The sequence below is a fragment of the Duganella sp. OV510 genome, assembly GCF_900100205.1.
Taxonomy (GTDB): domain Bacteria; phylum Pseudomonadota; class Gammaproteobacteria; order Burkholderiales; family Burkholderiaceae_D; genus Rugamonas.
Genome location: NZ_FNEQ01000014.1, coordinates 54,109 through 80,955 on the forward strand (window position 1 = coordinate 54,109; position 26,847 = coordinate 80,955).

The window sequence follows — 26,847 nt, forward strand, 5'->3', positions numbered from 1 at the left end:
AAAATAAGTAATCCGGAAACACTGTAAGATGCCGATTCGCGTTGATCCCTTATTTCCCGGCCATGCTGCAAACTCCCGCCACATTTATTCCGACTATTCGTTCGCAAGTGACTGCTGCGGCGCACACTTTTGTCTTTCATCACGGCCAGTTGCTTTTGCGCAACAGTAATATGGGCTTGCCGGATGCAGCGGACCTGGCTGCGCTACCGCTGGCGGCGGACCGCATCCACCCGCTGGGCACGTGGGACGGCCGGTATTACCAGGCCGCCTGGCTGGACGAAGCGCTGTTGCCGGGGCCGGATTTCGCCTATCACGGCCTGCGCGCGCTGTTCGGCACGCTCGATGACAGCTTTCTCGGCCTGGCCGGGCGCGGCGCCCAGCTGGTCGAGTGGGCGCGCACGCACCGCTATTGCGGCGTCTGCGCAACCGCGTTGCAGCTGCTGGACGGCGAGCGCTGCTACAAGTGTCCGAACTGCGGGCACAGCGCCTATCCGCGCATCTCGCCGGCGATGATGGTGCTGATCCGCAAGGGCGAGCAGGTGCTGCTGGCAATGCATACCAACTCGCCGTACAAGCGCTATACGGCGCTGGCCGGTTTCCTGGAGGCCGGCGAATCGATCGAGGAAGCGATCCACCGCGAAGTGGAGGAAGAGGTCGGCCTCAAGGTGCACAACCTGCAATACTTCGCCAGCCAGTCGTGGCCGTTCCCGCATTCGCTGATGATCGCCTTCACCGCCGACTATCTGGACGGCGAGATCCGCGTGCAGCCGGAGGAAATCGCCGACGCGCGCTGGTTCGGCCCGGATGATGAATGGCCGGAACTGCCGGTCAAGGTGTCGGTGGCGGCGCGGCTGATCGACGCCCACCGGCCCAAGCGGTAGGGCCGCAGGTCCGATATACTGTCGGGCAAATTTAAAAAAAGGTGTTTCATCATGTCCCAAGAATTTACTGAAAACGACTGGCGCCGGCTGATTGCCAGCATCGGCGAGGACCCGGACCGTCCCGGTCTGCTGGAGACGCCGGCGCGCGTCGCCAAGGCGTGGAAGCACTGGACCTCGGGCTATGAACAGAAACCGGCAGAGCTGCTGAAGGCGTTCGAGGACGGCGCCGAGCAGTACAACGAATTCATCATCGTGCGCAACATCCCGGTGTACAGCCATTGCGAGCACCACCTGGCGCCGTTCTTCGGCAAGGCCACCATCGGCTACATCCCGAACGGCAAGATCGTCGGCCTGTCGAAGCTGACCCGCCTGGTCGACTGCTTCGCCAAGCGCCTGCAGGTGCAGGAACGCATGACCATGCAGATCGCCAACGCGCTGATGGAAGTGCTGGAACCGAAAGCGGTGGGCGTCATCGTCAAATGCCGCCACCTGTGCATGGAAAGCCGCGGCATCCGCACGCCGGGCGAAGAAACGGTGACCTCGGCCATGCTGGGCGAATTGCAGCCCAACCTGGCGATGCGCACCGAATTCCTGGCGCTGGCCAGGGATTAAGGACGATGGCGATCGCGTGGCTGGACGGCAGCATCGACGCTGCCTTTGCACTGGCGCGGGCGCAGCAGCGTCCGCTGTTCCTGTACTGGGGCGCCGCATGGTGCCCGCCGTGCAATCGCGTCAAGGCCGAGATTTTCGCGCGCGATGAATTCGTCCAGCGCACCGCCGCCGTGCTGTGCTACCACCTTGACGGCGACAGCCCGGGCGCGCAAGCGCTGGCGGCGCAGTACCGCCTGCGCAGCTACCCGACGCTGGTGCTGTATGCACCGGATGGCAGCGAAATCACGCGCCTGCCGTGCGAGCTGGACGGCGAATTGTTTGTTGCCGCCTTCGACACCGCCTTGGCCGTGCATGCGGCCGGCTCATCGGCCGCCGCCGCGCTGGACGCCGCGCTGGTCGGCACGCGCGCGCCGAGCGCCGACGAGTGGTCGCTACTGAGTAATTACTCCTGGGACACCGACGAAGGCACGCTACTGGGCGAACGCGCATTGGCGCCGACGCTGACTGCGCTGGCGGCTGCCAGCAGCAATCCGGACGCCGCCGTGCGCCTGAGCCTGCACGCGCAACTGGCGACCGGCGTGGCCGACGCGGCGATGCTGCTGTCGGTGCTGGCCGATGCGCGGCTGGCGCGCTCCAACATGGACATCTTCAACAACAGCGGCCTGAACCTGATCAAGATCGCCAGCCGCCGCGAAGAACTGGCGGCGGCGCTAAGCAGCGTGGCGGCGCAATGGGCAGACGACTTCTGGCTGAGTGCGCCTGACCGCCTGATGGCGGTGCGCCTGCAAATGCGCCTGGCGCGGCTGCTGGCACCGGCGCAAGGCCTGCAACAGCAAGTCAGCGAGCGCGTGGCAGCAGCGCTGGCGGAATCGGACGATCCATACGAACGCCACACGCTGGTCAACACCGCCGTCAGCGCGCTGAACGACGCCGGCCTGGCGGCGCAGGCCGAGCAAGTGCTGCTGGCCGAACTGCCGCGTTCACATTCCCCGTACTACTTCATGCTGAGCCTGGCCGCAAGCGCCCGGCGCCGCAACGACAGCGCCGCCGTGCTGGACTGGTACGCCCGCGCCTGGGCGGCCGCCGTGGGTCCGGCGACGCGGCTGCAATGGGGCGTCACCTACCTGCTCAGCCTGATCGACCTCACGCCGCAAGACAGCGCCCGCATCGCGCAAGCGCTGCAAAGCCTGCAAGCCGACATCGACGCCGCCGGCCCCGACGCCCGCCAACAACGCAACCTCAGCCAACTCCAAAAACTCGCCCCCAAAATCGCCACCCTCAATCCGGGGTCAGTTCTGCCAAACGCACACAAGCTCATGTACATTTGGCAGAACTGACCCCGGATTGGGGGTTAGTGGCGCTGGAATTCGGCGTCGGGGTGCCACTTGGGCTGGTCTTTGGCTTGGGCGGCCTGGTAGCCGGCCTGGTATAGCAGCTGGATATCGTCGATCGCACCGGTGGTGTTCCAGTTGGGTTGCACGGTGTCGTGCACGGTATGGAACTGGTGCGCCGTGTAGTACAGCTGTTTGCCGGCGCTGCTGCGCAGGTAGACCGTCGGCACGCCGGCGCGTGCAAATTCCAGCTGGTCGCCACGGTAGTAGCTGCCGTAGCTGATGTTGCTGTCCGCGCGGACAGCGCGGCCTTGCTTGGCGGCGATCGCTTTCACCAACTCGTCCGCCGTCGATTTGCCCATGCCGCTCAGCTCGATGTCGCGCGTGCGGCCCCACAGGTTCATGCCGTCGATGTTGAGGTTGAGTACCGTCTTGCTGATCGGGTACAGCGGATGGCGCACATAGTATTGTGCGCCCAGCAGGCCGCGCTCTTGCGCGGTGGTGGCGACAAATACGATGCTGCGCTTCGGCGCCACCGGCAGCGCCTTGTAGGCGCGGGCGATCTGCAACAGCGCGGCGACACCGCTGGCGTTGTCGACTGCGCCGTGGAAGATCTGCTGCGTGCGCGGGCCGGGCAGCGTCTCGTCGATGCCGAAATGGTCCCAGTGCGCGGTGTACACCACCACTTCATCTTTCAGCTTGGGATCGGAACCGGGGATGCGCGCCACGACGTTGTGCGAACTTAGCTCGCGCGTGGCGTTGACCATTGCCAGGTTGAGTTTGATACCCAGCGGCACCGGCTTGAAGTCGCGCGACAGTGCGCGCTGTTTCAGTTCCTTGAAGTCCATGCCGGCCGCCTTGAACAGATCGCAGGCACGCTCCTGTTGCAGCCAGCCGGCCACCGCCGGCAGATAAGGTTCCGGCTGCTTGTTCCGCAGCGCGAAGTTCTCGCGGCCCCAGCTGTTGACCACCACCTCGTAGGGATAGCCAGCCGCCTTGGTGTCATGCACGATCAGCGCGCCGGCCGCGCCCAGCCTGGCGGCGATCTCCAGCTTGTAGTTCCAGCGGCCGTACCAGGTGACGGTGTTGCCGCCGAAGACCTTGGCGTCGAGCAGCTTGGGCCGCTTCGGGTCCGGCACCGGCGGATCGTTGATCAGCATTACCAGCGTCTTGCCCTTGAGGTCGGCGCCCTTGTAATCGTCCCATTTGTACTCCGGCGCCTGCACGCCGTAGCCGACAAACACCAGCTCGGAGCCGGCCAGTTCCAGCTGCTTGTCGGCGCGCGCGGTCCAGGCGATGTAGTCGTCGCCGAATTTCAGCTGGGTCAGCTTGTCGTCCTTGCCGTAGCTGAGCGTCGGGTGGCTGGAGATGCCGACCAGCGGCACCGCCTGCAGATAGCTGCCATCCGGATTGCCCGGCTCCAGCCCGAGTTTCTTGAACTGCTGTTGCAGGTAATCGATGGTCATGACTTCGCCGCGCGTGCCGGGCGCGCGGCCTTCAAACTCATCCGACGCCAGCGTGGCGATCTGCTCCAGCAGCGCCGCGCCGTCGATCTTGGGCTGCGCCGCTGCTGGCATACACAGGATCAACAGGGTGGCTGGCAGGAGGGATTTCATATGGGTGAATGATTGTTACTAATTAAGCCACCATTGTGACACATTTTGTTTCCTTGCGACACATTTCTATCGCAGTAGATAGATCGGATTAGCGGATCATTCCGTGCTGATAATTGCGCTTTTTTATCGAAATTTTTAATACTAAGATGAGTCCATCGAACTTCCACCAGGAGCATCACCATGAACACTCGCACCATCCTCGCCGTCGCCGCTCTGCTGGCCGCCGGCAGCACCTTTGCCGCCGACACCAACGAAGCCGCCTTCGACCAGGCATTCCGCAACAATAGCGGCGCCAGCACGCTGACCCGCGAACAGGTCAAGGCGCAAACCATCGCCGCCCGCAAGGCCGGCCTACTCGACACCAATGAAGCCTATCAGGACATCGCCTATATGGCGCCACGTCCGAAAAGCGCCGAGGTGAAGGCGCAACTGGCCGCCAAGGCTGCCGCTCAAGGCAATACTGCACAGTAAGCAAGACCCGCTGACGACACGGGCTCGGCAAGTAATTGCTGAGCCCGTTTCTTTTGGTGAATAAACCACAGACATGAAATTTCTTTCAGGCTGAAAGCCGCTTTGGAGGTATGCTGATTTCCACAAGACAAGAGATGGAGACTGGCACCATGAATAAATTGTCGTTTCAGCAGAAGCTGTGGGTTCCGCTGATCTGCAGCTTGCTGTGCATCACCGCGATTTTCCTGTTTGAGACCATCCAGACACGCAATGTGCGGATGGAGGAACGGCAAAATGACTTGCGCAACCTGGATGACATGGCGCTCAACATCGTCAAGCAGTTTGGCGACAAGGCTGCCGCCGGCAAGCTGAGCAAGGAAGAAGCGCAGCAGCAGGCGATGGAGGTCATCAAGGGCCTGCGCTACGCCAAGGACGGCTACTTCACCATCAGCAGCGGCACGCTGTCGGTGATGCACCCGATCAAGCCGGAGAACAACGGCAAGGATCTGGTCGACCTGAAGGACCCGAAAGGCACTTACGTCTACCGCGAGATTGCCGCCACCGCCGCGCTGCCCGAGGGCGGCGGCTTTGTCAGCTACTACTGGTCCCGTCCGGGCTCGACCGATCCGGTGCCCAAGCTCAGCCGCGTGGTCCGCTACGAACCGTGGAACTGGGCGCTGACCACCGGTGTTTACACCGACGATATCGACATCGCTTTCCGTGATTCGCTGATGAAGTCGGCCGGCTGGCTGGCGCTGGTCTGCGCGCTGCTGTGGGTGATCGTCAGCCAGGTCAACAAGAGCCTGCGCCATACCATCGGCGGCTCGCCGGAATATGTGGGCGAGGTGACGCAGAAGATTGCCGAGGGCGATCTCAGCATTGAAGTGAAGACGCATGAGTCCGACCAGGGCAGCATCCTGCACTCGGTGAAAACCATGCAGCAGCGGCTGGCCGACACCATCGGCGAAATCCGCCGCAGCGCTGACACCATCGCCACCGCATCAAGCGAAATCGCTTCCGGCAATATGGACTTGTCGGCGCGCACCGAATCGCAGGCCAGCTCGCTGGAGGAAACCGCCGCGTCGATGGAAGAGCTGACCTCGACCGTCAACCAGAACGCCGACAACGCCGTGCAGGCCAACAAGCTGGTGCAGTCGGCCTCGGAAGTGGCCGAGCGCGGCGGCAAGGTGGTGTCGCAGGTGGTGCAGACGATGGAAACCATCAATGCCTCGGCGACGCGGATTGTCGACATCATCAGCGTGATCGACGGCATCGCCTTCCAGACCAACATCCTGGCCCTGAACGCGGCGGTGGAAGCAGCGCGCGCCGGCGAGCAGGGCCGCGGCTTTGCGGTGGTGGCGTCGGAAGTGCGCAACCTGGCGCAGCGTTCGGCGGCGGCAGCCAAGGAAATCAAGGAACTGATCAACGCCTCGGTGGACAGCATCAACAACGGCAGCGCGCTGGTTTCGGAAGCCGGCACGACGATGGACCAGGTGGTGGCCAGCGTTTCGCGCGTAACGCAGATCATGCAGGCGATCACCGAGGCATCGAGCGAGCAGAGCACCGGCATCGGCCATGTCAACATGGCGATCACCGAGATGGATTCGGTCACGCAGCAGAACGCCGCGCTGGTGGAACAAGCCGCAGCGGCGGCCGGCAGCATGCAAGATCAGGCAGCGATGCTGGCCTCGCTGGTAGCCCGCTTCCGCCTCAGCGGCGAAACGCCGGGCGCCACTGTATCCGCACTGACGCCACGCCCATCCGCCGCCCGCCCAGCCCGTCGCCAGATCTCCCTGGTCCGCTAAACCACTCCGGGGTCAGTTCTGCCAAACGTACACGAGCTCATGTACGTTTGGCAGAACTGACCCCGGATTTATTGGGCGGGGACGGTTTCGATGACGGCGGCTTCGTAGACGAATTTGTCGCCGTCGGGACGGAATACACCCATCAGCTCGCCGCCGTCGCCTTTGACGTCGGGATAGATGGTGCAGGTTTGGGTTTCCACTTGCCACATCTCCTCGCCGGAGCGCAGCGTCCAGACGTTGTCGCCGCCGGACAGCAATTCGATTTCCACTTCGTCGGCCGGCATGTCGCTCAGCTCGACCCGGCGCAGGCAGTCCGGCAGGCGCTGCATGATCAGCTCGACCCGGCTCTCGCTACTCCAGAAATGTTTTTGCGCGCGGTGGATGGTCAGCGCATGGTTGCCCACCGGCCCGTCCGCGTAGTACGACGCGCTGTCGTCCACGCAAGCGGCCAGCATCAGGGGCATCAGGACTATCAGGATCTTGCGCATGGGATTCCCAGGGGTAGCTATCTGTTCAGGACATTATAGCTGCCCTCCGGGAATCTTCATGCCATCAGAAGCGGTAACCTACACCGATGCCCAGCAGTACCGGATCAACCTTGACCTTGCTGGCCTTGGCGCCGCCGATCAGCACATCACTGCGGATCTGTACTTTTTTCACGTCCAGATTGATCGACCAGTTCTTGTCGATGGCGAAGTCGACGCCGGCTTGCAGCGCCAGGCCGATGCTGTCATGTTCCAGGCTGGCCGCGCCGTCCAGCAGCTTCACTTTCGAGAAGGTGGTCCAGTTGACGCCGGCGCCGACGTATGGACGCACGGTCGCGTCAGGCAAGAAGTGATACTGCAACGTCAGCGTTGGCGGCAGATGCTTGAGCGAGCCGATCTTGGCGCCGTCCAGCGTGACGTCGTGCTTCTGCGGATAGGTCAGGATCAGTTCGGTCGCGATGTTCTTGGTGAAGAAGTAGGTGATGTCTACTTCTGGAATGGTCTTGTCCTTGACGTGGATACGGTCGCTTGCGCCGGTGCCGCCCACTGGGTCGGATTTGTCTGCCGGATCGATGTTGACAGCACGCACACGCACCAGCCATGGGCTTTCTTGCGCCAGCACGTTACCGCTCATCAGGGTCAGGGCTGCTAATACTGCTGCTACGGACTTGCTCATTTTACTTCCCCTCTTTGTCGTCGTTAAGTAACAGGAGAAAGTCTATTGATGCAGCGCACTAAAAACATTGATCCAAGTCAAAATTTTCAAACTGTAAATCTGATGAGTGGTACGATGACCAGCATCGATTTTGGCAACCTGCAAACGGGAGATCTGGATGGCTAAGCTGAACGTCAACGGCGTGGTACGTGAGTTTGAAGCGGAGGCGGACACGCCGCTGTTGTGGGTGATCCGGGAGCAGCTGGAGCTGACCGGCACCAAGTACGGTTGCGGTGTGGCGCAATGCGGCGCCTGCACCGTGCATATCGATGGACAGCCAATCCGCAGCTGTGTGTATCCGGCGGCGGCGGTGACGGCGGAGCAGAAGATCGTCACCATCGAGGGACTGTCGCAGGACGGTTCGCATCCCATCCAAAAGGCCTGGGCGGCGCTGGATGTGCCGCAATGCGGCTTCTGTCAGTCCGGCATGATCATGGCGGCCGCCGCACTGATACGCGAGAAGCCCAAATGTACCGACGCCGACATCGATGCGGCAATGACCAACATCTGCCGCTGTGGCACCTACAACCGCGTGCGCAAGGCGATCCACGTCGCGGTGCGTGGCGGCGATCCTTCCAGCGCCGGCCTGGCAATCGAACGCATTGAAGGGAGCAAGGCATGAACGCGCGCCGCGATTTCCTCAAGCTGGCCGGCGGCCTGGTGGTTGCCTTCCACATTCCATTCGATGCCGCAGCGGCGGAGCAGCCGCAGATCGCCAAGGGCGCCGCCACCACCACGCCGGAAGTGAATGCGTGGGTGGTGGTGAAGCCGGATGACAGCATCGTGATCCGCATCGCCCGCTCCGAGATGGGCCAGGGCACGCTGACCGGCCTGGCGCAGCTGGTGGCGGAGGAACTCGATGCCGACTGGAGCAAGGTCACCACTGAATATCCATCGCCGGGACAGAACCTGGCGCGCAAGCGCGTGTGGGGCAGCTTCTCCACCGGCGGCAGCCGTGGCGTGCGCGAGTCGCATGACTATGTGCGCAAGGGTGGCGCCATCGCGCGCACCATGCTGGTTCAGGCGGCAGCGGATGCGTGGCAGGTGCCAGCGTCGGAATGCGTGGCGTCCAGCAGCGTCATCACGCACAAGCCGAGCGGCCGCACCATCAGCTACGGCAAGGTGGCCGATGCCGCCGCCAGGCTGACGCCACCCACCGACGTGGCGCTGAAAGATCCGAAGGACTGGAAGCTGGCCGGCAAGCGCCTGGCGCGTCTGGATACGGTCGACAAAACCACCGGCGCGCAAATCTACGGCATGGACATCCGCATGCCGGGCATGGTCAATGCGGCCATCAAGGATTGCCCGGTGTTTGGCGGCACGGTGAAGAGCTTCGATGCTTCCGCCATCGAGAAGCGCCCGGGCATCAAGAAGGTATTCAAGCTGGGTGACAGCGCGGTAGTGGTGGTGGCCGATACCTGGTGGCGCGCCAAGTCCGCACTGGATGCGCTGACCATTGAATGGGACAAGGGCCCCAACGCCAAGCTGTCGCAGAAGGACATCAACGCTACGCTGAAGGCCGCGCTGGATGCGCCGGAAGCCGTAGTGGGCAACGCCAATGGCGACGCCCTTGGCGCCATCAAGGCTTCCGCGCGCAAGATCGAAGCGGTGTATTCCTTCCCGTGGCTGAACCACGCCACCATGGAGACGATGAACGCCACCGCGATCTGGACGCCGGATCGCTGCGAGGTGTGGACGCCGACGCAGAACGGCGAGGCCGCACTGGCGGCAGCAACGGAAGCATCGGGCCTGCCGGCCGCCAAGTGCGATGTCTACAAGATGCACCTGGGCGGCGGCTTTGGCCGTCGCGGCGCCACGCATGACTGGGTGACGCAGGTGGTGAAGATCGCCAGGGAGATGCCTGGCACGCCGGTGAAGCTGATCTGGTCGCGCGAGGAGGACATGCTGCATGGCCGCTATCACCCGATCACACAGTGCAAGCTGACGGCGGGGCTGGATGCCAAGGGCAATGTGACGGGGCTACATATGCGCATCGCCGGTCAATCGATTCTGGCTTCGCTGGGCTCCACGCTGAAGGATGGCAAGGACCCGGTGGTCTTCCAGGGCCTGAACGCGCCGGGACCGGAGGCGTCGATCGGCTACAGCTTCCCGAACCTGCTGGTCGACCATGCAATGCGCAATCCGCCGGTGCCGGCGGGCTTCTGGCGCGGCGTGAACCTGAACCAGAATACGATTTACCTGGAGTGCTTCCTTGATGAGGTGGCGCATGCTACCAAACAAGACCCGCTGGCATTCCGCCGCAAGCTGATGGCCGAGCATCCCAAGCATCTGGCGGTGTTGAATGCGGTAGCCGAGAAGGCTGGCTGGGGCACGCCGCCGCCGAAGGGCGTGTATCGCGGCCTGGCGCAGACCATGGGCTTCGGCAGCTATGTCGCCGCGTGCGCTGAGGTGTCGGTGGACCGCAAGACAGGCAAGGTGAAGATCCTTCGCATCATCGCCGCCACCGATCCGGGCTACGCGGTGAATCCGCAACAGATCGAGGCGCAGGTGGAAGGATCGTTTGTGTATGGCCTGTCGGCGGCGCTGTACGGCGAGTGCACGCTGAAGGATGGCCAGATGGAGCAGCAGAACTTCGACACCTATCAGATGCTGAAGCTGGACGAGATGCCGAAGGTGGAGTCGATCATCATGCCATCCGGTGGCTTCTGGGGCGGTGTCGGCGAGCCGACGATTGCCGTGGCGGCGCCGGCGGTGTTGAACGCCATCTTCGCCGCCACCGGCAAGCGCGTGCGCGACCTGCCGCTGAAGAACCACAGCCTGGTGAAGAAGGCGTAAGCATGGCCGGGCGAGGGCGCTGGCGTGGCGGCAGGTCAGCGATAGCGCTGTTCCTCAACCTAGCCACGCTCTCGCCCATCGCCGCCGCGTTGCACGCCGCCCCCGCCGCGCCGGCATCTGCCGCATCAGCGCTCGCCTCCGCCGCCGTGTCGCCCTCCGCAGCTCCCACCGAGCCGCCGCCCGTAGCCGCAGTATCAGCAGCGGTGCTCGCGGTGACCGGCGACGGCATCCCGCAACCGTCGCCCGGCGCAGCGCCGGGCGACGCCGCACGCGGCCGCGCCATCGTCGCCAATCGTCAGGTCGGCCTGTGCCTGCTGTGTCATACTGGTCCCATCCCTGAAGAACGCTTTCAGGGCAACCTGGCCACCGACCTGCGCGGCGCCGGCCAGCGCTGGACCGCCGCCCAACTCCGTCTGCGCATCGCAGACGCCAGCCGCATCAACCCGGACACCATCATGCCCTCCTACTACAAAACCGAAGGCCTGAACCGCGTAGCCGCCGCCCACCAAAACAAAACCATCCTCACCGCCCAGCAGATCGAAGACGTGGTGGCCTGGCTGCAAACCTTGAAAGACACCACACCATGAAGCGCCGCGACGCACTGGCCGCAGGCGCCGGGCTGGCGATGCTGGCGCTGGTCCGCCCCGCATCCGCCACGCCAGCGGAAATGGCCGCCGCCATCAACACCTTCACCGGCGGGGCCAAACCGCAAACCGGCAAAGTCACGTTCGACATCGCCCAGCTGATCGACAACGGCAACGCCGTCCCGGTAACCATCTCTGTCGACAGCCCGGTAGAAAACCTCAAAGCCATCGCCATCTTCACCGAGCGTAATCCGCAAACCGAAGTGGCGATCTTCACGCTGACGCCACGTTCCGGCAAGGCGCAAGTCTCCACCCGCATCAGGCTCGCCACCTCGCAGCGCCTGGTGGCTGTGGCACGCATGGGCGACGGCAGCTACTGGTCGCACCAGGTCGAAGTCATCGTCGCGCTGGCGGCGTGCGTGGAAGGGGAGATACAGTAATGGCCCGCGCCCTGATCCACATGCCGGCCACCGCAAAGCGCGGCGAAATCATCGAGATCCGCGCGCTGATCGGCCACCCGATGGAAACCGGCTACCGCGTCGGTGCCGACGGCAAGCTGCTGGCGCGCGACATCATCCGCAGCTTCGCCTGTCACTACAACGGCGAACAAATCTTCGGCGCCGAACTGCACCAGGCCATCTCCGCCAATCCCTACATCGCCTTCTTCACCATCGCGACGGAAAGCGGCACGCTGGAATTCGCCTGGCAAGGAGATAACGGCTTCACCCACACCGAAAAAACCGGCATCACGGTGAGCACGGCATGAAGCTGGCGGCCTTCCTCATGATCGCCGCCTCGGCACTGGCTGCCGACGAACGCCGCTCCGGCGCCGACTTCATGAGCCCCGCCACACAAGCCATGCAACGCGACGACGCGCAGAATCCCGCCATGTTGTGGATCAGCGGCGGTGAAGCGCAATGGAGCACGCCTGCTGGCAGTAGCGGCAAATCCTGTGCCAGCTGCCACGGCGACGCGCGCGACAGCATGCGCGGCGTGGCCGCCCGCTTCCCGGCCTTCCACCAAGGCAGAACCGTCAACTTGAACCAGCGCATCAACATCTGCCGCGAACAGAAGCAGCAGGCCAAGCCTCTGCCCGTAGAAAGCGAAGAACTGCTAGGACTGGAAGCCTACGTCGCCATGCAATCGCGCGGCATGCCCGTCACGCCACCGCAGGACACCGGCACCAAAGCCAGCGCCGCGCGCGGCCAGCAGCTGTACTTCCAGCGCATCGGACAACTCAACCTCTCATGCGCGCAATGCCACGACCAGCAAGCAGGCAAGCGGCTGGCCGGCAGCACCATCCCGCAAGCACACGCCAGCGCCTACCCGATCTACCGGCTGGAATGGCAGGGCATGGGCAGCCTGCAAAGACGCCTGCGCAACTGCATGAGCGGCGTGCGCGCCGAGGTGCCTGCCTTCGGTGCGCAGGAACTGGTGGAACTGGAAGCCTGGCTCGCTGTGCGCGACCAGGGCATGAAGATCGAAACGCCTGGAGTACGACCATGAAGCTATTCGCCATCACCCTGCTGGCTGCGGCCAGTGCCAGCACCAGCGCCGCCGAGCCGCAGCTTATCCCGACGGCCGCGCGCCTGGCCGCCACCTGCGCCGCCTGCCATGGCACCGCAGGCCACACGCAAGGCAGCACGCTGCCCGCGCTGGCAGGCCAATCGCAGCAAGCACTGTCGGCCAGCCTGCACGCCTTCAAGACCGGCAAGCGAGACGCGACCATCATGACGCAGATCGCCAAAGGCTATACCGACGAACAGATCGAACTGCTGGCAGCGTACTTCGCCGCGCAGAAGAAGGAGGCCAAATGAAACGCCGCCAATTCATCCAGGCCGCCGGCGCGGCTGGCGCCACCTCGCTGCTGGCCGGCTGCGCCAGCAGCGGCGGCCAGGCCAGACCGCATGTGGTTGTCATCGGCGGCGGCTACGGCGGCGCCACCGCCGCGCGCTATGTGCGCCTGTGGAGCGAAAACAGCATCGACGTCACGCTGATCGAACCCAATGCCAGCTTCATCTCCTGCCCGCTATCCAACCTGGTGCTGGGCGGCGCAAAGCAGATCGGCGAGCTGACCATGTCGATCAACGCGCTGGCCGGCAAACATGGCGTGCGCATCATCCGCGACACCGTCACCGGCATCAACGCCGGACAGCGCACGCTGGCGCTGGCAGGCGGACAGACGCTCCGCTACGACCGCCTGATCGTCTCGCCCGGCGTCGACTTCATGTGGGACCAGTTGCCCGGCATGCTGAAGCCAGGCGCACAGGACAGCATCCTGCACGCCTGGAAGGCCGGCGCGCAAACCGTCGCCCTGCGTGCGCAGCTGGAATCCATGCCGGACGGCGGCGTCTACGCCATGACCATCCCGCCGGCGCCATACCGCTGCCCACCCGGCCCGTATGAGCGTGCATCGCAAGTGGCGTTCTACTTCAGCCGCCACAAGCCGAAATCCAAGGTGCTGATCCTGGACGCCAACGATGACGTGGTGTCCAAAGGCCCGCTGTTCAAGAAGATCTGGAAGGAGCGCTACAGCGGCATCATCGACTACCGCCCGGCATTCCGCACCACCGACATTGACGCCGGCGCGCGCACCGCCATTTCCGAACTGGGCGACAAGGTAGGCGCCGATGTCCTCAACGTCATCCCGCCGCAGCGCGCCGGCAGCATCGCCGTGCAAGCCGGCCTGGCCAACGCCAACGCGCGCTGGTGCGCGGTGGATTTCCTTACGTTCGAATCGACGCAGGCGAAAAACATTCACGTGCTGGGCGACGCCATCGCCGTCGCGCCGCTGATGCCCAAGTCCGCGCACATGGCCAACCAGCACGCCAAGGTGTGCGCTGCCGCCGTGATCGACCTGCTCAACGGCCGCGCGCCCTACGCCCAGCCGATGCTGACCAACACCTGCTACAGCTACGTCTCCGACCACGACGTCATTCATGTCGCCTCGGTCCACGCCTACAGCACGGAAAAGAAAACCATGCTGGTGGTGCCCGGCTCCGGCGGCGTCTCGGCGGCCGCCAGCGCGCTGGAAGGGGAATATGCGATGAACTGGGCGCGCAACATCTGGGCCGACACGCTGGGCTAGCGGTAGCGCGCCAGGATCTGGTCGATGCTGCCGTCCTTCAGCAGCGTATCGATGGCGCGGCTGACCTCATCGAACGGAATGCGCGATTTCTGCGAAAACGCGCACTGCGCCTTGTAGGCGGAAAACACCAGGTCGGCGCGCAGCTTCAGCTCCGGCGTGCCGCGTTGCAGGTAGTTCAGCGTGGCCTCGCTGATCATCGTGTACGGCACCTTGCCGGCGATCATCTGCTGGATATTCGCCTCCATATTCGCCGCATCCACGCGGCGGAAGCGGCTGCCCAGCACCAGCTCCACGCGCTGGTACTTGTAGCCGACCACCGTGCCCACCTGACGGTCGCGCAAATCCTTCAGCGAGCGCAGGTGCGGCATGTCGCTGCGGGCGGCGATCATCTCGGCATCCGGAAACAGCGGCGGGCTCCAGTTGTACTCGCCATCGATCCAGAACGGCATCACATAGCACATGGCGTCGGCGCGGCCGCTCATCAGCGCCGGCGTCACCTCCGGGCTGTCCGCATTCAGATAGACCGGGCGGCGCCCCAGGCGCTGCGCCAGCACGTCGCCGAAGTCCTTGACGATGCCGCCGGCCACCACGCCGTTCTGGAAGCGCGCAATCGGCATCGCCTGATCGACCGGCGCCAGCATCACCAGCTCGCCGGGACCGGCAAAGGCACAGGCGCACGTGGCCCACAGGACGGCGGCAGGAAGGCGTATTCGGGAAGGCATGCCCCATTATAGCCGCTGTATGTTGGCGCCCGCACATGCAGGCACGGATGCCTATGGCACTCTGTGATTCCTGAATGACTAGCATTGGAGAATCATCTTAAGCAAGGCGTTGCAAGAAAAGCATATGCCAAGCACTGCACGCTGCTTGAATTTCCTCGCAGCAAACGAGCGCTGAACTCTACAGGCCTTATGTAGACTGAAACCAGCACCGACCTCACGTCTAAAACACAGGAGATCATCATGACCCATACCCTAGCCGCAGTATTTGAAACCCGTGCCGAAGCCACCCACGCCCGCAACGCCCTGCAGCAGAACGGCTTTGACGCCAGCGCCATCCAGGTCCACGATTCCGGCAGCGTGGCCGGCACCGCCCGCATCAACGACGACGCCTCCATCCTCGGCAACGTCAAACAGATGTTCAGCGAACTGTTCGGCCGCGACCACGCCGACCAGCACGTCTACGCCGAAGCGCTGAATCGCGGCCACAGCGTGCTGTCGCTGGAAACCGGCTCGCTGGCCGAAGCCGAGCGCGCCGCCGACATCATCGACGACTTCAACCCGATCGACATCGACGAACACGAATCGATGTGGCGCGCCAGCGGCTGGGGCGCGGACGTGTTGCGCAGCGGCACCGGCCCGCTGCAAACCAGCGTCGGCGCACAGCAGGCCGCGCCGGAACAGCACGGCATCCGTCCGCGCGAGGATGCGGTGGTGTTTGCCCGCTCCGAACAGGTGGTGCTGGCGCCAGGCTCGCTACAGCGCGGCGACGTGGTTAGCGGCACCATGCCGCTGGCCGCCGAAGCGGTGGCCGACATCCAGAACACCGTGCAGCGCAGCGGCATGCGCATCTACCCGCGCGATGCCGGCATCAACCAGGACAGCATCGACATCCTGACCGGCAACGAGCAGGCGGACGACGACTACTTCCGCTCGCACTGGGAAAAGACCTACACCGGCGGCACCTACCAGGAATACGACCCGGCCTACCGCTACGGTGAATCGATGAAAGGCAACCCCGGCTACCGCGACAAGGAATGGAACGACATCGAACCGGACCTGCGCGCCAGCTGGGAAAGCAAGCAGCCGCAATCGAGCTGGGACAAGTTCAAGGATGCGGTGAAGCATGGCTGGGAACGCATCACCAGCTAAATCCCTGGTCCGCCAGCGCCTGCAAGGCGTCATCCCAGGCGATGCGCTCCTGCTCCAGTCGCACCGCCTGCCCCCAGCGTTGCGACCGCAGGCCGTCGTAGACGGTGTGTTCGGCCGGCGTCAGGCCGGCCAGCATGCAGGCGCTTGCCTGGCTGGCCTCTGCCGTCCATAGTCCGCTGTAACGTTGCAGCGTGGCTTCATCCATCATCAGCGACGCCAGGTGCGGTAGCAAGGCGCGCGCCTGGTGCAGGATGACGTAGCCATGGGTGTCGATATCGCCCCAGTACACGCAGCGGGCCTGGCGCAGCCACGGCAGCGATCCCAGCGCGTCCACCGCATAGCCCAATCCCATCAATGCGACCGTGCCGTTCAGATCTTGCAAGGCCAGGCCGGTTTGCAGGTTCTCGACGATCAGCACAGTGGCCGGCTGCCATGTCAGCCCCGCCAGCGTCTCGACCGGCGCGCTGATATCCGTCAGCCCGCCGAGGTGGGCGCGCAGCGCCGGGTCCAGCACCCGCATGCGTAGCGTGGCCGGTGGCCGCTTCAGGCCGCACAGCGCGTGGGTGCTGGCGCCATCGGCAGGCCGTTGCCGTATGGTCGACAGCATCAGCGCTACCAGGCCGAGGCGCGGTTCCAGCCATTTGCTGTCCATGCCGGCCAGCGGCAACTGGCGCGGATACAGGCCGGAATCCGGATGCGCGAGCAGCCAGGCCAGCAGATCCTGAAGGCGCTGGAAATCGGCGTCGGCAAAGTCGGCCAGCATGTCGAACAGGCGGGGCAGCAATGGCGCCAGGGATGGCCAGCGGTCGGTGAGCGCCGGTGCCCGTCCGGCAGCGCGTTGCCAGCGCTCCAGCTCGCCCGCCAGGCTGGCCGCCTGCGCCGGACCACTGATCAGCAGCGCCTGCGGCAGGCGTTGCTGGCCGAGTACCTTCCAGCGGCGTTCGGTCCATTCCAGTTCACCGGGGCCGGCCCAGGCGCGCCAGCGCTCGCTCCATTCGCGCACGGCGGCAGGCTGGCGCATCGCGACCGCTTCGGTTGGCATGCCGAGCGCAATCCGCAACGGCCAGATTTCCGCGTCGCCGGCGGCCAGCCAGTGCCGGTGCTGGCTGGCGTAGCGTTTCGCCAGCCAGCCGCGCACCTCATCCGGCAGCTTCACGCGTCGCCTCCGTGCGGGTCTGTTCCGGCAGTTTGAGGCGTTGCTGCTGGTCGTCGTATTCAATCATCAGTACGCCGGAGACCTTGCGTTCGCGAATGTCGACAAAACAGGCGCCGCCGATAAACGGCTCCAGCGTCATCACCGATTTGAGCGGCGTGGCGACGATCATCTGGAAGCCGAAGTTGGCGAAAATATTCATCGCCAGCGCGGTGAATTCGTTGTCGGCCTTGTCGAAGGCCTCGTCCAGCACCACCGGCGCATACACTGGCAAGGCATGGTCGCTGCCGCCCAATTGATAGCGCAGCGCTGCCGCCAGGCAGGTGGTGGCCAGCTTCTGCCGCTGACCGCCGGACTTGCCGGCGCCGCTCTGGTAGACCTCGATTTCGTTGCCCTCGGTATCGATCTCGCGGCCGATGAATTCGACATGCAGGCGGACGTCCAGCACTGCTTCGCGCCAGCGCCGCTGATCCGGGTCCTGGCTGGCCAGTGCGTCGACCAACTTGCGTAGCGCCAGAAAGCGTACCTCGGCCGATTCCCGGTCTTCGCTCCAGGCGTTGCTCAGTGCGCCCTGGATATCCTGCTTGAAGGCGCGCACTTCGGGCAACTGACGGTCGCTGGGCTGAATATACAGGTAGGTGCTGAGCTCGGCTGTCTGGTTGAACGGCACCTGGCGCAAGCTGTCGTTGACCAGTTCCATGCGTTCCAGGATGGCCTTGCGGCCATCGTTCAGGTAGGTGGCCAGCGCTGCCAGGTTCTGGTGGCTCTGGTTTTGCAGCAGCTCGAAGAAGCGCTGTTCGTGCGCCGGCAGACCGTCGCTTTCCAGCCGCGCCAGCTTGGCGAAGAAGTCTGAGGCGGCCGCCAGCGTGGCGTCGAGGCCGTCCGAATCGGCTTTCCATTCGCGGATGAACTCGGCGAAGCGGGCTTCGATCTCGCGCTCGCAGCGACGGATTTCATCGTCCAGCTGGTCGGCCTGGGTGGTAAGCACCTTGCCGACTGCGCGGTCAGCCTGATCTACCCGGCTGAGCGTGACGGCATCCGGTAGCGCCGCGTACAGCTGCGCCAGCCCCTGTTGCTGATAGGGCGTCAGCGTGATAATGGCCGGATCGTCCCGCAGCGCCTGTAACTGGCGGCTGTGCTCGTCGATCTTGCCCTGCACCGTGCGGCGCTGGACGTCGCTTTCGCGTACGTCGTCCTCGGCACTTTTTACCAGCTCGGCTTGCTCGCGCAGTTGCTGGTCGATCTGCTGCAATGTGCTGTTGCCTTCGCGCAGCGCCTGCAATTGCTGCTCAATGGCGCCGATCCGCGTCAACGGCGGCAGCACGTCGATTTCCTGCCATTGCAGGTTGACCAGCGTGCTGCAGGCAATGGCGCGCGCGGCACCTTGCTGCTGTTGCAGGCGCAGGCGTTCGAACTCGGCGTCCAGCCGCGTCTGACGCTGTTGCAGTTCTTCCTGTTGCTGGCGGTACAGCGCCTGCTTGTCGCGATTGTCGAAGCCAAGCACCCAATGGCGGCGGTCGTCGACACTGCTGCGGTCATCCTTTTCATGGCGCGTCTTGCTGTGCTTGACCTGGCCCTCGCGCGTCAGTGCCCTTTCCGGCGCGGCGCGGAAGGCACGCAGCGAATCGACGCAATCGTAATCGTAGCGCTGGCGCAGTTCAGCCCTGAGCCAGTGCGCATGGGCGCCGTCCTTGACGTTGAGCTTGAAGGTCAGCGAACTGGTCTTGAGAACCCGCGCCGCACCCGCCTCGGCCGCGCCGGTACGGTAATACACCAGCCGCTGGCCGAGATTGACCTCGTTCAGATGCTGCGACAGCGCGTTGTAATGCTCGTTGTCGACCAGGATCGACAACGCAAAGCCGTGCAGCACGCGTTCGGCGGCGCCGCGCCAGACCGCTTCCTCCGGCTTGACTTCGACCAGTTCGCCGACAAAGGGCAGCGTGCTGTCGGCCACGCCGATGGCGCTGGCAATGCGGTGGCGCAGTTCCAGCATGTGCAGCGGAATATTCGATGGCTGGCGCCGCAGCGACGCCAGCTCCTGCGTCACCCCGGCCAGCATGGCAACGGTTTCGGTGCGCTGGCGGTCCAGCAGCAGCAGCGGTTCCTGCTCGCCGGCGCCAGCCTGCCATTGCGCGATTTCCTCGCGCGCCTGGCCCTGCTGCGCCGCGAAGCCTTGCGGGTCCGGACGCAGCGCCCAGTCCAGTTGCGCGCAGGCGGCGGTGGCCTGCTTGCGGCGGTGCAGGCGTTCGTCGCGCTGGGCTTCGAGGGTTTTCTTTTCGTTATCCAGATGCTCGATCTGGTCGCCGCCGGCGGCGCGGCGCCGGCTTTCCAGGTCGCGCAGCGCGGCGTTGCGGTTGTTCAGCACATCCTGCTGGCGTTGCAGTTGGCCGGCCAGGCCGTCGGCGTCGACGTGCAGCGCGGTCAGCTGCGCTTCCAGCAGGCGCATGCGCAGCTGTTCGCGGTAGCTGTTCATCCCGACGCGCAACTCTTCCACCTCACTGCGGCGCGTGCGCAACTGGCGTCGCTCCTCGTGGCGGCTGCGCGCCGGCGCCAGCGTCTGCACTTGTCGGCGCGCGGTCAGCACTGCCTGGTGGGCGGCATTCAGTTCGCCGAATTCATTGACGAGGCGCTCGGCCACGCTGAAGGTTTCCGGCTTGTCGAGCATGAAGTCCCGCAGGAAGGTATTCAGGTCGCCGAGGTTCTTGGCCGACTGCGTCTTGTGCAGCAGGCGCAGCGCCATGTCGCTGTCGATGCCGAGCAGGCGGCAAAAGCGCTCGCAATACGGGCGGAACTCGTCGCGCGCGTAGGCCTCCGGGAAGGCCAGCTTGAGCTTGCGCACGTCGAAGTTATTGCTGCCGAAATCGCCGATTTCGCGCAGGTCGAACGGCCGTTCCAGGATCAGGAAGTAGCGCTTGACGTCGGTGTTGCCGTAGGCATTGCCGCGCAGCCAGAATAGCTGGACCAGCACCACATCCTGGCCTTGGGCGTTGCGGTAGTGCAGGGCCAGCGCCGACCAGGTGGTACCCTGACGCAGGTAGCGGGTGGTGTATTCGCCGGAGGCGCTGTCGCTTTGCGCCGCCCAGGCGCCGCGTACATAGCTGACCAGATTGCGGTCGCGCCCGGCACGGTCGGCCTCGCGCGCCGCAGCGTTGAAGTCGACCCAGCGGGGCGGCACCAGCAGGGCCGAGAAGGCGTCCAGCAGCGTCGACTTGCCGGCGCCGGAGCGGCCGACGATCAGGAAGCCGCGCTCGCTGATCGGCACCTCGTGCAGCTCGCTGAACGTGCCCCAGTTGTAGACCTGCAGCCGGTGCATGCGGAACTGCGCGCGCGCGGCCAGGGTGTCGGGTGGCAGGGCCGCATTCATGCTTCGTCCTCGCTGTCGTCGCCCGGCGCTTGCCGGCCCGGATCAGCCTCGCCGGCCGCCATGCGCTGGTACAGCACGGTCAGGCTCTGGATATCCTCGGCCGAGAACAGCAGCTTGAGCGTGGGCGAGATTTCATAGCGGTCGTCGCTGCCACGGATCTTTTGCAGGATGTTGTGCTTCTTGACCTTCTCCACCGAGGCTTGCACGCGCTTGGTGAAGCCGGCGCGATCGGTGCTGGCGGCGCGCTCGTACAAGGTCAGGTGGTCCACCATCTCTTCGGTCGACACTACCGCACGTTCGCTGTGCGCCTCGGCCAGCGTCAGGCGCTGGCGCAGGTAGAGCACCAGCACCGAGTCGATGAAGGTCAGCTGGGCGCGGCGCAGCAACAGCGGTACTTCCAGATCGCCGGTGTCGGCCTGGCGGGTGAAGGCGACTTGCATGTCGCGGTCGATCACCAGGTCCAGGAACAGCTCCGACAGACGCTTGCGCAAGGCGATTTCATCGCGCAGCAGCAGCGGCCACAGCTTGGCATGGCGGCGGCCGTCGAGCGACGGCCCGGCCAGCAGCTGCACCAGCGTGCGGCGCGTGTCGAGCGCCAGCTCGCCGCTGTCGTTGATGAACAGCGCGGTCGGTGGCGGCGCGCCTTCGGCGCCGCTGGTGTTGCCGATGTCGTCCTCAGGCAAGTTCATGCAAGCGTTCTTTCACAAAATAAATCACCGGAATGCGGGCGCTGCGCTGCTGCGCGTCGCCCCCGGTCCAGCTGACCGTTTCCTGCTGCGCGGCGACGATGCCGTGGCGGCTGCCCAGGGCCAACAGGCCGAGCACGCTGCCCAGCCCCTGCGCGGCCGGATAAGCGCGCAGCACATCTGCCACGCTGGCTTGCGATTGCAGCGCCAGCACCGCGCGCACATGGGATGTCAGCGAGCGGAAATCGATTTCCGACTGCGCCACCAGCTCGCCCACCGCATCCAGCCCGATCGGCGCCGGCTCGCCGTCCTGCATGCCGCCCGGCAGCGCTTGCAGCGCCGGATCGTGCAATGTCCATTGCGACAGCGAGGACAGCTTGCTGCTGGTCAGCGTCAGCGTGGTGTTGAGGGTATCGGTGGCCTTGACCTCGTCCTTGATCGCCAGCGCGGCCAGCTGGGCTCGGCGCAACAGGGTGTTCAGGCGGCGCTGTTCGAGGAATTCGCGGCTTTCGACAAAGTTCTTCAGGCTGCGGGCGAACGATTGCAGTACATCGTGCACTATGCCGCCTTGTTCCAGCAGGGTGCGGGTCAGGCGCAGCAGGAACTTGCGTTCCTTGCTGTCGAGGTGGCTGACGAAGCCGCGCGTCATCAACTGGTCCAGCGACTGTTCCAGCGTGGCCGATTGTTCCGGGTCGGTCAGCAGGCGCCAGAAGGCCGAAAAGGTGCGGCCGGCCTCGCTGTCAGTGATCAGGTCGATGCCGGCGAACAGCGAGTCCAGCACCTCGCCGCGATTGCCGTCGCTTTCCATGATGCGCGCGCGCAGGTCGCGGTTGAGCTGCTCGAACTGGTCGCGCACGCGGCGGAAGTCGCCGGCCAGGCCGTCGGCCAGCGTGATCAGCTCGCGCGTGCGTTCCAGCGCGGTGGCTTCCGGCAGCACATGCAGCACGCCCTGTTCGATGGCGGCGATCTCGCGCTCGATGCGCTCCTGCTCGGCGCGCAGGCGGTTGATGCGGCGGGTCTTGTCGCTGTCGGTGTCCTCGGCCAGCTTGGCCAGCGCGTCGATCACCAGCCCCAGACGGCTCTCGGTGGCGGCCGAATGCGGCCGTACCTGGCCGGAGACGAAACGGATGGCTTCAATGGTGGACGTGGCCAGCTCGTATTCTTCTTCGGCGGCGCCGGGCGGAAAGCGGCGCTCCAGGTGGCCTTCGGCCAGCCAGCCGGCAACATACGCTTGCGCCGTTTGCGGCCAGTCCTGGCCGCGTGCGCGCAGATGTTCCAGCTCGCGCGCGATGCGTTCGTGCAGCACAGACGCCGGAAGGCTGCGCTCGCTGTCGTACAAATGCGTCTGCAGCAGGGCGAGGGCGGTCGGGCCGCTCGGCGCCGCCAGCAAGCGCCACAGCGGCTGCTGGCGCAGGCGCTGGTAGGTGGCGAGGGCTTTGTCGGCTTTCATGCAGGTATTTTACGGGAATCGGCGGGAGGGCCATCGCTATAATGCCGGAATGACGACCAAATCCCTTATCCCGGTCAGCATCGCTGCTGACGGCGCGGCGCCCTTGTCGCCAGCGCGCAAGCGCTTCAATACCTTGCTCAATGATCTCGACAAGCAGCGCGATTTGATGCTTCTGTGGCAACAAACATTGCCACAATTGCGGCAACTGCAGCAGCAGGAACTGATGCCGCTCGCGCAGCGACACGATGCTTGCCTGCGGCAGATGGTATTTCTGCTGGATCAGGCTTATGACCACAAATCCATGGGCGTGCGCAACCGTGACAAGCTGGCGCAATGGATCGCTGCCACCGCAGATGATTTGCTGCAGTTTGGAGATGACCCGGAATTGCAGCAGGTATTCGGCAAGTATGTGGAGCCGATTCCCGAGGATGAGGATGACCCACTTGCGCGGCAAATGATGGAAATGCTTGCCGGGCGTCCGGATGTGAGCGCGCCGGAGGCATTCTGGGAGGCGCTGCGTGCCGGTCTCGGCGAGCAAGCGACGCCTCCGCCTCCGCGTCCGGGCAAGCCGCCGGGTCCCAGCAAGCGCGAGCAGCGCGAGGCGGCAGCGCAGGAAGAGATCAAACTGTCGGTGCGCGAAATCTATCGCAAGCTGGCCAGCGCCCTGCATCCCGATCGCGAAACGGACACGGAGCAACGGCTGCGCAAGACAGCGCTGATGCAGCGAGTGAACGTCGCCTATCAAAAAAACGATCTGCTGGCGTTGCTGGAGCTGCAACTGGAGATCGAGCAGATCGATCAGGCGCATATTGACGCCCTCAGCGACCAGCGCATCGCGCAGTTCAATGCGGTGTTGAGCGCGCAGGTCAAGGAACTGAAGAGCGAAATTTTCGCCATCGGGCATGACGTGGCCTACGAGTGGGAACTGCCGCTCTATCGCCAGCCCAAGCCCGGGAAAGCGCTGGGCCATGCGCAGGACGAAGTCCAACAGCTGAGGCAACTGGTGGCCCGGGCCGAAGCCGACCTGGCATCGTTCCACGACATCAAGTACGTCAAAGCTTGGCTGAAGACCTGCCAGCCACCAGCCGATGAGGACGAGTTTTACTGGTAAGCAGCCAGCCGGCTTGTTTTTTCTCAAAGAGAAGCATTTCCACCCGTGACATGATCGGCAGCCTGGGCAGCCGGATGGTCGGGCGCCCGTCTTTCGATGGACGTCACGATGGAAAAACTGCTGCCCTACTATGAACGCGAGTTAAGCATGCTGCGGCGCGCCGGCGCCGAGTTTGCGGGACGCTATCCCAAGCTCGCCGGCAGCCTGCAGATGCATGGCGAGAACTGCGCCGATCCCCACGTCGAACGGCTGATCCAGTCGTCCGCCTTCCTCAACGCCCGCGTCGCCCGCCTGCTGGACGACGGCTACGCCTATTTCACCGAAGCGCTGCTGGGCATGCTGTACCCGCACTTCCTGCGGCCGATACCTTCCTGTTCGATCGCCCGCATCGACTACAGTGGCGCGCGCGGCAATGAAGTCAGCAGTGTCAGCGTGCTGCCGCGCGGCGCCATGCTGAAGGCAATGGGTCAGGGTGCGGTGGTCTGCCGCTTCCGCACCGTCTACGACGCTGTGGTGGCGCCGGTGATCATCGGCGCGGCCAGTTTCGAGCCCTATCCGCAAACGCCGTCCACCCTGTCGCTACCGCCGGATGCCGGCGCTGCCATCAGCATTAGTATTGTCTGCACCAACGCCACGCGCAGCCTGGCCGCGCTGTCGCTGCCCAAGCTGCGCGTCTACATCGATGGCGAAGATACACTACGGGCCACCCTGCGCGACGCCATGTTCATGCACACCGCCTGCGCTTGCGTGGAAGCGGAGGGTCATTGGCAGATGCTGGATCGCGTCCCGCTACAGCCGGCCGGTCTCGCCACCGATGAGGCGCTGCTGCCGGCCGCGCCATCCGAGCATGGCGCCTACCGTCTGCTGAGTGAATACTTTGCTTTCCCCGAAAAATTCGATTTCGTCGACCTCGACCTCGCCGTATTGATCGCCGCAGCTCCCGAAGGCAGCACCCAACTTACGCTGCGCCTGCTGCTTCGGGATGTACGGCCTGATACGCCAGTCGCCCGCATCCTGCGCACGCTCAGCACGGACAACCTGCTGCTGGGCTGTACACCCATCGTCAATCTGTTCTCTCAGCCGGCCACGCCGATCCGTATTACCCACACGCGTAGCAGTTATCCTCTGATGGCCGACGAAATGCCAGGGCACGCCTGCGATATCTACAGCATCGACAGCGCGCAGATGGTGCACAAGACGCAGGAAGGCAGCGCGATCACGGAATTCTTCCCCTATTACTCACTGCGCCACGGCGAAACCCACAGCCGCAAAGGACATTACTGGCTGGCACAGCGCGATGACCTGATGCCTGCCGGCCAAGAGCATTCCCTCACGCTGGTAGATCGCGATATCTCTCCGCTGAACGCCAACAGCGGCACCGCCTCCGTACGCCTCACCTGCACCAACCGAAACCTGCCGCACGGCCTGCAATACGGCCGCGCTGGTGGAGATCTCAGCACCGAAAGTCCAATCGGCAGTTTCCCTATCCGCATGCTGCGCCGGCCGACACTATCGCATCGTCTATCCAGCGAGGGAAGTCGCCAATGGGGATTGATCGCCCACCTGGTGCTCAATCATCGCTCGCTGACGCAAGAAGGCTTGCCTGCGCTGACCACCATGCTGCGCCTCTACGCACAGCAGGACAGCATGATCTCGCAGCGGATGATCGACGGCGTGACAGCGCTCAGCCATCGCCCCGCCACAACGTGGATACGGCAGGTGCAAGGCAACGCCTACCTGCGTGGCATCGAAGTGCAGGTGTCATTGGATGAAGAGGCCTACGCCGGCGTGGGCATTCACGCCTTCGCGCAGATACTGGATCACCTGTTTGCCCTGCACGTGCACCTGAACAGCTTTACCCAACTGGTGGTGCTGTCTCACATGAGTGGAAAGGAGTTGCTGCGATGCCCGCCTCGCAACGGCACACTGGCACTGGCGTGATCGGCCAACTGCAAGCCGCTCCGCAGCGCTTTGAATTCTTTCAGGCGGTGCGGCTGGCAGCGCAGTGGCGTCAGCATGGCGTACGCTTCCGCAATCGTCTGGCGTTAAGTTACGCACCTAACCAGATCGAAAGCCTCACCGCCGACGAATACAGCGTGCGTATCACGCCCGCCTTCATCGGCCTGCTGGGGAGCCAAGGCGTACTACCGCTGCACTATTCGGAACGTATCGCCCGCCACGAGAAAGATCGCAACGATGGTGGCCCGCGCGCCTTCCTCGACCTGGTGTCGCACCGAGCGGTGGAGATGTTCTACCAAGCCTGGGCGCGCAACAGGGTGGAATGCGCCGAGCAAGCCTTTCTGGATATGCTGACTGCACTGGCGGGGACACCAACGGCCGATGACAGTATCGACCGCGAAACGCTGGCCCATTACGCCATCCAAATCCGCAGTCGTACCGTCTCCGCGCCACAACTGTCCGGCATGTACAGCGAATACTTCGGCGTACCTGTGCGGCTTAAACAACTGATTGGCGAATGGACCACCTTGCCGGCTCACGACCAGGCGCAACTGGGCCGCGTCAACGTCGGCCTCGACGCCGGCATCATGCTCGGCGGCCGCGTCTACAACTGCGATGCGCGCGCACGGCTTCATATCGGCCCTCTGGACAAACAGCGCCATGACAGCTTCTTGCCCGGTCATTCCGCCGCGCAGCGACTGCAAGCGATGCTCAAACTGCATTGTGGTGTGAGCATGACATGGGAAGTCCATCTGGTACAGCACGCACAGGACATGCAAGGAGTGCATCTGGATGCTAACAGCCGCCTGGGCATCAACGCCCGACTGCAAAGCGGACCGGCAGACCAGGATCATGATGAGTTGATGTATCTGCTACATAGCTAAGGAGCG

Annotated in this window: 25 protein-coding genes; 17 read left to right on the plus strand and 8 right to left on the minus strand. The window is 64.3% G+C overall.

Annotated features, from left to right (window positions below):
• The first annotated feature begins 62 nt into the window (after positions 1–62).
• Genes nudC through BLS51_RS27425 form a run of 3 tightly spaced genes read left to right on the plus strand, consistent with a single transcriptional unit; the run spans position 63 to position 2,830 of the window.
• Positions 63–881, plus strand: coding sequence for an NAD(+) diphosphatase (gene nudC / locus BLS51_RS27415; protein ID WP_090192201.1), 819 nt, complete (start codon positions 63–65; stop codon positions 879–881).
• Between the two features lie 51 nt (positions 882–932).
• Positions 933–1,493, plus strand: coding sequence for a GTP cyclohydrolase I FolE (gene folE, locus BLS51_RS27420; RefSeq protein ID WP_090192096.1), 561 nt, complete (start codon positions 933–935; stop codon positions 1,491–1,493).
• Positions 1,494–1,498: 5 nt separating this feature from the next.
• Positions 1,499–2,830 carry a thioredoxin family protein gene (locus BLS51_RS27425; protein WP_090192093.1) on the plus strand — a complete coding sequence of 444 codons (1,332 nt, stop codon included), beginning with the start codon at positions 1,499–1,501 and terminating at the stop codon, positions 2,828–2,830.
• A gap of 14 nt (positions 2,831–2,844) precedes the next feature.
• On the opposite strand, the gene BLS51_RS27430 is transcribed toward BLS51_RS27425, so the two are convergent.
• Complete coding sequence (locus tag BLS51_RS27430) at positions 2,845–4,440, minus strand: M28 family peptidase (RefSeq protein ID WP_090192091.1); 1,596 nt, start codon at positions 4,438–4,440, stop codon at positions 2,845–2,847.
• Between the two features lie 180 nt (positions 4,441–4,620).
• Here BLS51_RS27430 and BLS51_RS27435 point away from each other — a divergent pair, with 180 nt between their 5' ends.
• Together BLS51_RS27435 and BLS51_RS27440 are read left to right on the plus strand one after the other, a co-directional pair.
• On the plus strand, positions 4,621–4,911 hold the full coding sequence (locus BLS51_RS27435; RefSeq protein WP_090192089.1) for a DUF4148 domain-containing protein: 291 nt from the start codon (positions 4,621–4,623) through the stop codon (positions 4,909–4,911).
• A gap of 149 nt (positions 4,912–5,060) precedes the next feature.
• Positions 5,061–6,695, plus strand: a complete 1,635-nt coding sequence (locus BLS51_RS27440; protein WP_090192198.1) for a methyl-accepting chemotaxis protein — start codon at positions 5,061–5,063, stop codon at positions 6,693–6,695.
• Positions 6,696–6,763: 68 nt separating this feature from the next.
• Here the strand turns inward: BLS51_RS27440 and BLS51_RS27445 are convergent, their stop codons facing one another.
• On the minus strand, positions 6,764–7,183 hold the full coding sequence (locus BLS51_RS27445) for a hypothetical protein (protein ID WP_090192087.1): 420 nt from the start codon (positions 7,181–7,183) through the stop codon (positions 6,764–6,766).
• A gap of 64 nt (positions 7,184–7,247) precedes the next feature.
• The gene (locus tag BLS51_RS27450) at positions 7,248–7,856 is read right to left on the minus strand and encodes an OmpW/AlkL family protein (RefSeq protein ID WP_090192085.1); all 609 of its coding nucleotides are present in this window, start codon (positions 7,854–7,856) and stop codon (positions 7,248–7,250) included.
• 157 nt (positions 7,857–8,013) lie between these two features.
• Between BLS51_RS27450 and BLS51_RS27455 the strand changes: the two genes are divergently transcribed.
• Genes BLS51_RS27455 through BLS51_RS27490 form a run of 8 tightly spaced genes read left to right on the plus strand, consistent with a single transcriptional unit; the run spans position 8,014 to position 14,363 of the window.
• Positions 8,014–8,517 carry a (2Fe-2S)-binding protein gene (locus BLS51_RS27455; protein ID WP_090192082.1) on the plus strand — a complete coding sequence of 168 codons (504 nt, stop codon included), beginning with the start codon at positions 8,014–8,016 and terminating at the stop codon, positions 8,515–8,517.
• Positions 8,514–10,691 (plus strand): xanthine dehydrogenase family protein molybdopterin-binding subunit, encoded by a 2,178-nt coding sequence (locus tag BLS51_RS27460; RefSeq protein WP_090192080.1) that lies wholly within the window; start codon positions 8,514–8,516, stop codon positions 10,689–10,691. Before BLS51_RS27455 ends, BLS51_RS27460 begins: the two co-directional genes overlap by 4 nt.
• Before the next feature lie 2 nt (positions 10,692–10,693).
• On the plus strand, positions 10,694–11,278 hold the full coding sequence (gene soxX, locus BLS51_RS27465) for a sulfur oxidation c-type cytochrome SoxX (protein ID WP_217636505.1): 585 nt from the start codon (positions 10,694–10,696) through the stop codon (positions 11,276–11,278).
• Positions 11,275–11,715, plus strand: coding sequence for a SoxY-related AACIE arm protein (locus tag BLS51_RS27470; RefSeq protein ID WP_090192074.1), 441 nt, complete (start codon positions 11,275–11,277; stop codon positions 11,713–11,715). The genes soxX and BLS51_RS27470 overlap by 4 nt, the downstream gene beginning before the upstream one ends.
• Complete coding sequence (gene soxZ, locus BLS51_RS27475) at positions 11,715–12,041, plus strand: thiosulfate oxidation carrier complex protein SoxZ (RefSeq protein ID WP_090192071.1); 327 nt, start codon at positions 11,715–11,717, stop codon at positions 12,039–12,041. The genes BLS51_RS27470 and soxZ overlap by 1 nt, the downstream gene beginning before the upstream one ends.
• Positions 12,038–12,781: a sulfur oxidation c-type cytochrome SoxA gene (gene soxA / locus BLS51_RS27480; protein WP_090192069.1), complete on the plus strand. Its 744-nt coding sequence runs from the start codon at positions 12,038–12,040 to the stop codon at positions 12,779–12,781. The genes soxZ and soxA overlap by 4 nt, the downstream gene beginning before the upstream one ends.
• The gene (locus BLS51_RS27485; protein ID WP_090192067.1) at positions 12,778–13,092 is read left to right on the plus strand and encodes a c-type cytochrome; all 315 of its coding nucleotides are present in this window, start codon (positions 12,778–12,780) and stop codon (positions 13,090–13,092) included. Before soxA ends, BLS51_RS27485 begins: the two co-directional genes overlap by 4 nt.
• The gene (locus tag BLS51_RS27490) at positions 13,089–14,363 is read left to right on the plus strand and encodes an FCSD flavin-binding domain-containing protein (protein ID WP_090192064.1); all 1,275 of its coding nucleotides are present in this window, start codon (positions 13,089–13,091) and stop codon (positions 14,361–14,363) included. The genes BLS51_RS27485 and BLS51_RS27490 overlap by 4 nt, the downstream gene beginning before the upstream one ends.
• On the opposite strand, the gene BLS51_RS27495 is transcribed toward BLS51_RS27490, so the two are convergent.
• Complete coding sequence (locus BLS51_RS27495; RefSeq protein WP_090192061.1) at positions 14,360–15,085, minus strand: substrate-binding periplasmic protein; 726 nt, start codon at positions 15,083–15,085, stop codon at positions 14,360–14,362. The two genes, BLS51_RS27490 and BLS51_RS27495, sit on opposite strands and share 4 nt — an antisense overlap.
• A gap of 240 nt (positions 15,086–15,325) precedes the next feature.
• Between BLS51_RS27495 and BLS51_RS27500 the strand changes: the two genes are divergently transcribed.
• Positions 15,326–16,234: a hypothetical protein gene (locus tag BLS51_RS27500; RefSeq protein ID WP_090192059.1), complete on the plus strand. Its 909-nt coding sequence runs from the start codon at positions 15,326–15,328 to the stop codon at positions 16,232–16,234.
• On the opposite strand, the gene BLS51_RS27505 is transcribed toward BLS51_RS27500, so the two are convergent.
• From BLS51_RS27505 to BLS51_RS27520, 4 genes are read right to left on the minus strand one after another with little or no spacing between them, the layout of a single operon-like run.
• Positions 16,224–17,390 carry a Wadjet anti-phage system protein JetD domain-containing protein gene (locus BLS51_RS27505; protein WP_090192057.1) on the minus strand — a complete coding sequence of 389 codons (1,167 nt, stop codon included), beginning with the start codon at positions 17,388–17,390 and terminating at the stop codon, positions 16,224–16,226. The genes BLS51_RS27500 and BLS51_RS27505 overlap by 11 nt on opposite strands.
• Positions 17,374–20,751 (minus strand): ATP-binding protein, encoded by a 3,378-nt coding sequence (locus tag BLS51_RS27510; protein ID WP_090192055.1) that lies wholly within the window; start codon positions 20,749–20,751, stop codon positions 17,374–17,376. The genes BLS51_RS27505 and BLS51_RS27510 overlap by 17 nt, the downstream gene beginning before the upstream one ends.
• Positions 20,748–21,440, minus strand: a complete 693-nt coding sequence (locus BLS51_RS27515) for a DUF4194 domain-containing protein (protein ID WP_090192052.1) — start codon at positions 21,438–21,440, stop codon at positions 20,748–20,750. The genes BLS51_RS27510 and BLS51_RS27515 overlap by 4 nt, the downstream gene beginning before the upstream one ends.
• Entirely contained in the window at positions 21,427–22,887 is a 1,461-nt protein-coding gene (locus BLS51_RS27520) for a DUF3375 domain-containing protein (protein ID WP_090192049.1), read from the minus strand. Before BLS51_RS27520 ends, BLS51_RS27515 begins: the two co-directional genes overlap by 14 nt.
• Positions 22,888–22,936: 49 nt before the next feature.
• Here BLS51_RS27520 and BLS51_RS27525 point away from each other — a divergent pair, with 49 nt between their 5' ends.
• The 3 genes from BLS51_RS27525 to tssG all read left to right on the plus strand — a co-directional run bounded on the left by BLS51_RS27525 (position 22,937) and on the right by tssG (position 26,841).
• Positions 22,937–23,998 carry a J domain-containing protein gene (locus BLS51_RS27525; RefSeq protein WP_090192046.1) on the plus strand — a complete coding sequence of 354 codons (1,062 nt, stop codon included), beginning with the start codon at positions 22,937–22,939 and terminating at the stop codon, positions 23,996–23,998.
• 108 nt (positions 23,999–24,106) lie between these two features.
• A complete protein-coding gene (gene tssF, locus BLS51_RS27530; RefSeq protein ID WP_090192196.1) occupies positions 24,107–25,939 on the plus strand; it encodes a type VI secretion system baseplate subunit TssF in 1,833 nt (610 codons plus the stop codon).
• Positions 25,903–26,841: a type VI secretion system baseplate subunit TssG gene (tssG, locus tag BLS51_RS27535; RefSeq protein ID WP_090192043.1), complete on the plus strand. Its 939-nt coding sequence runs from the start codon at positions 25,903–25,905 to the stop codon at positions 26,839–26,841. The genes tssF and tssG overlap by 37 nt, the downstream gene beginning before the upstream one ends.
• Positions 26,842–26,847 lie beyond the last annotated feature (6 nt).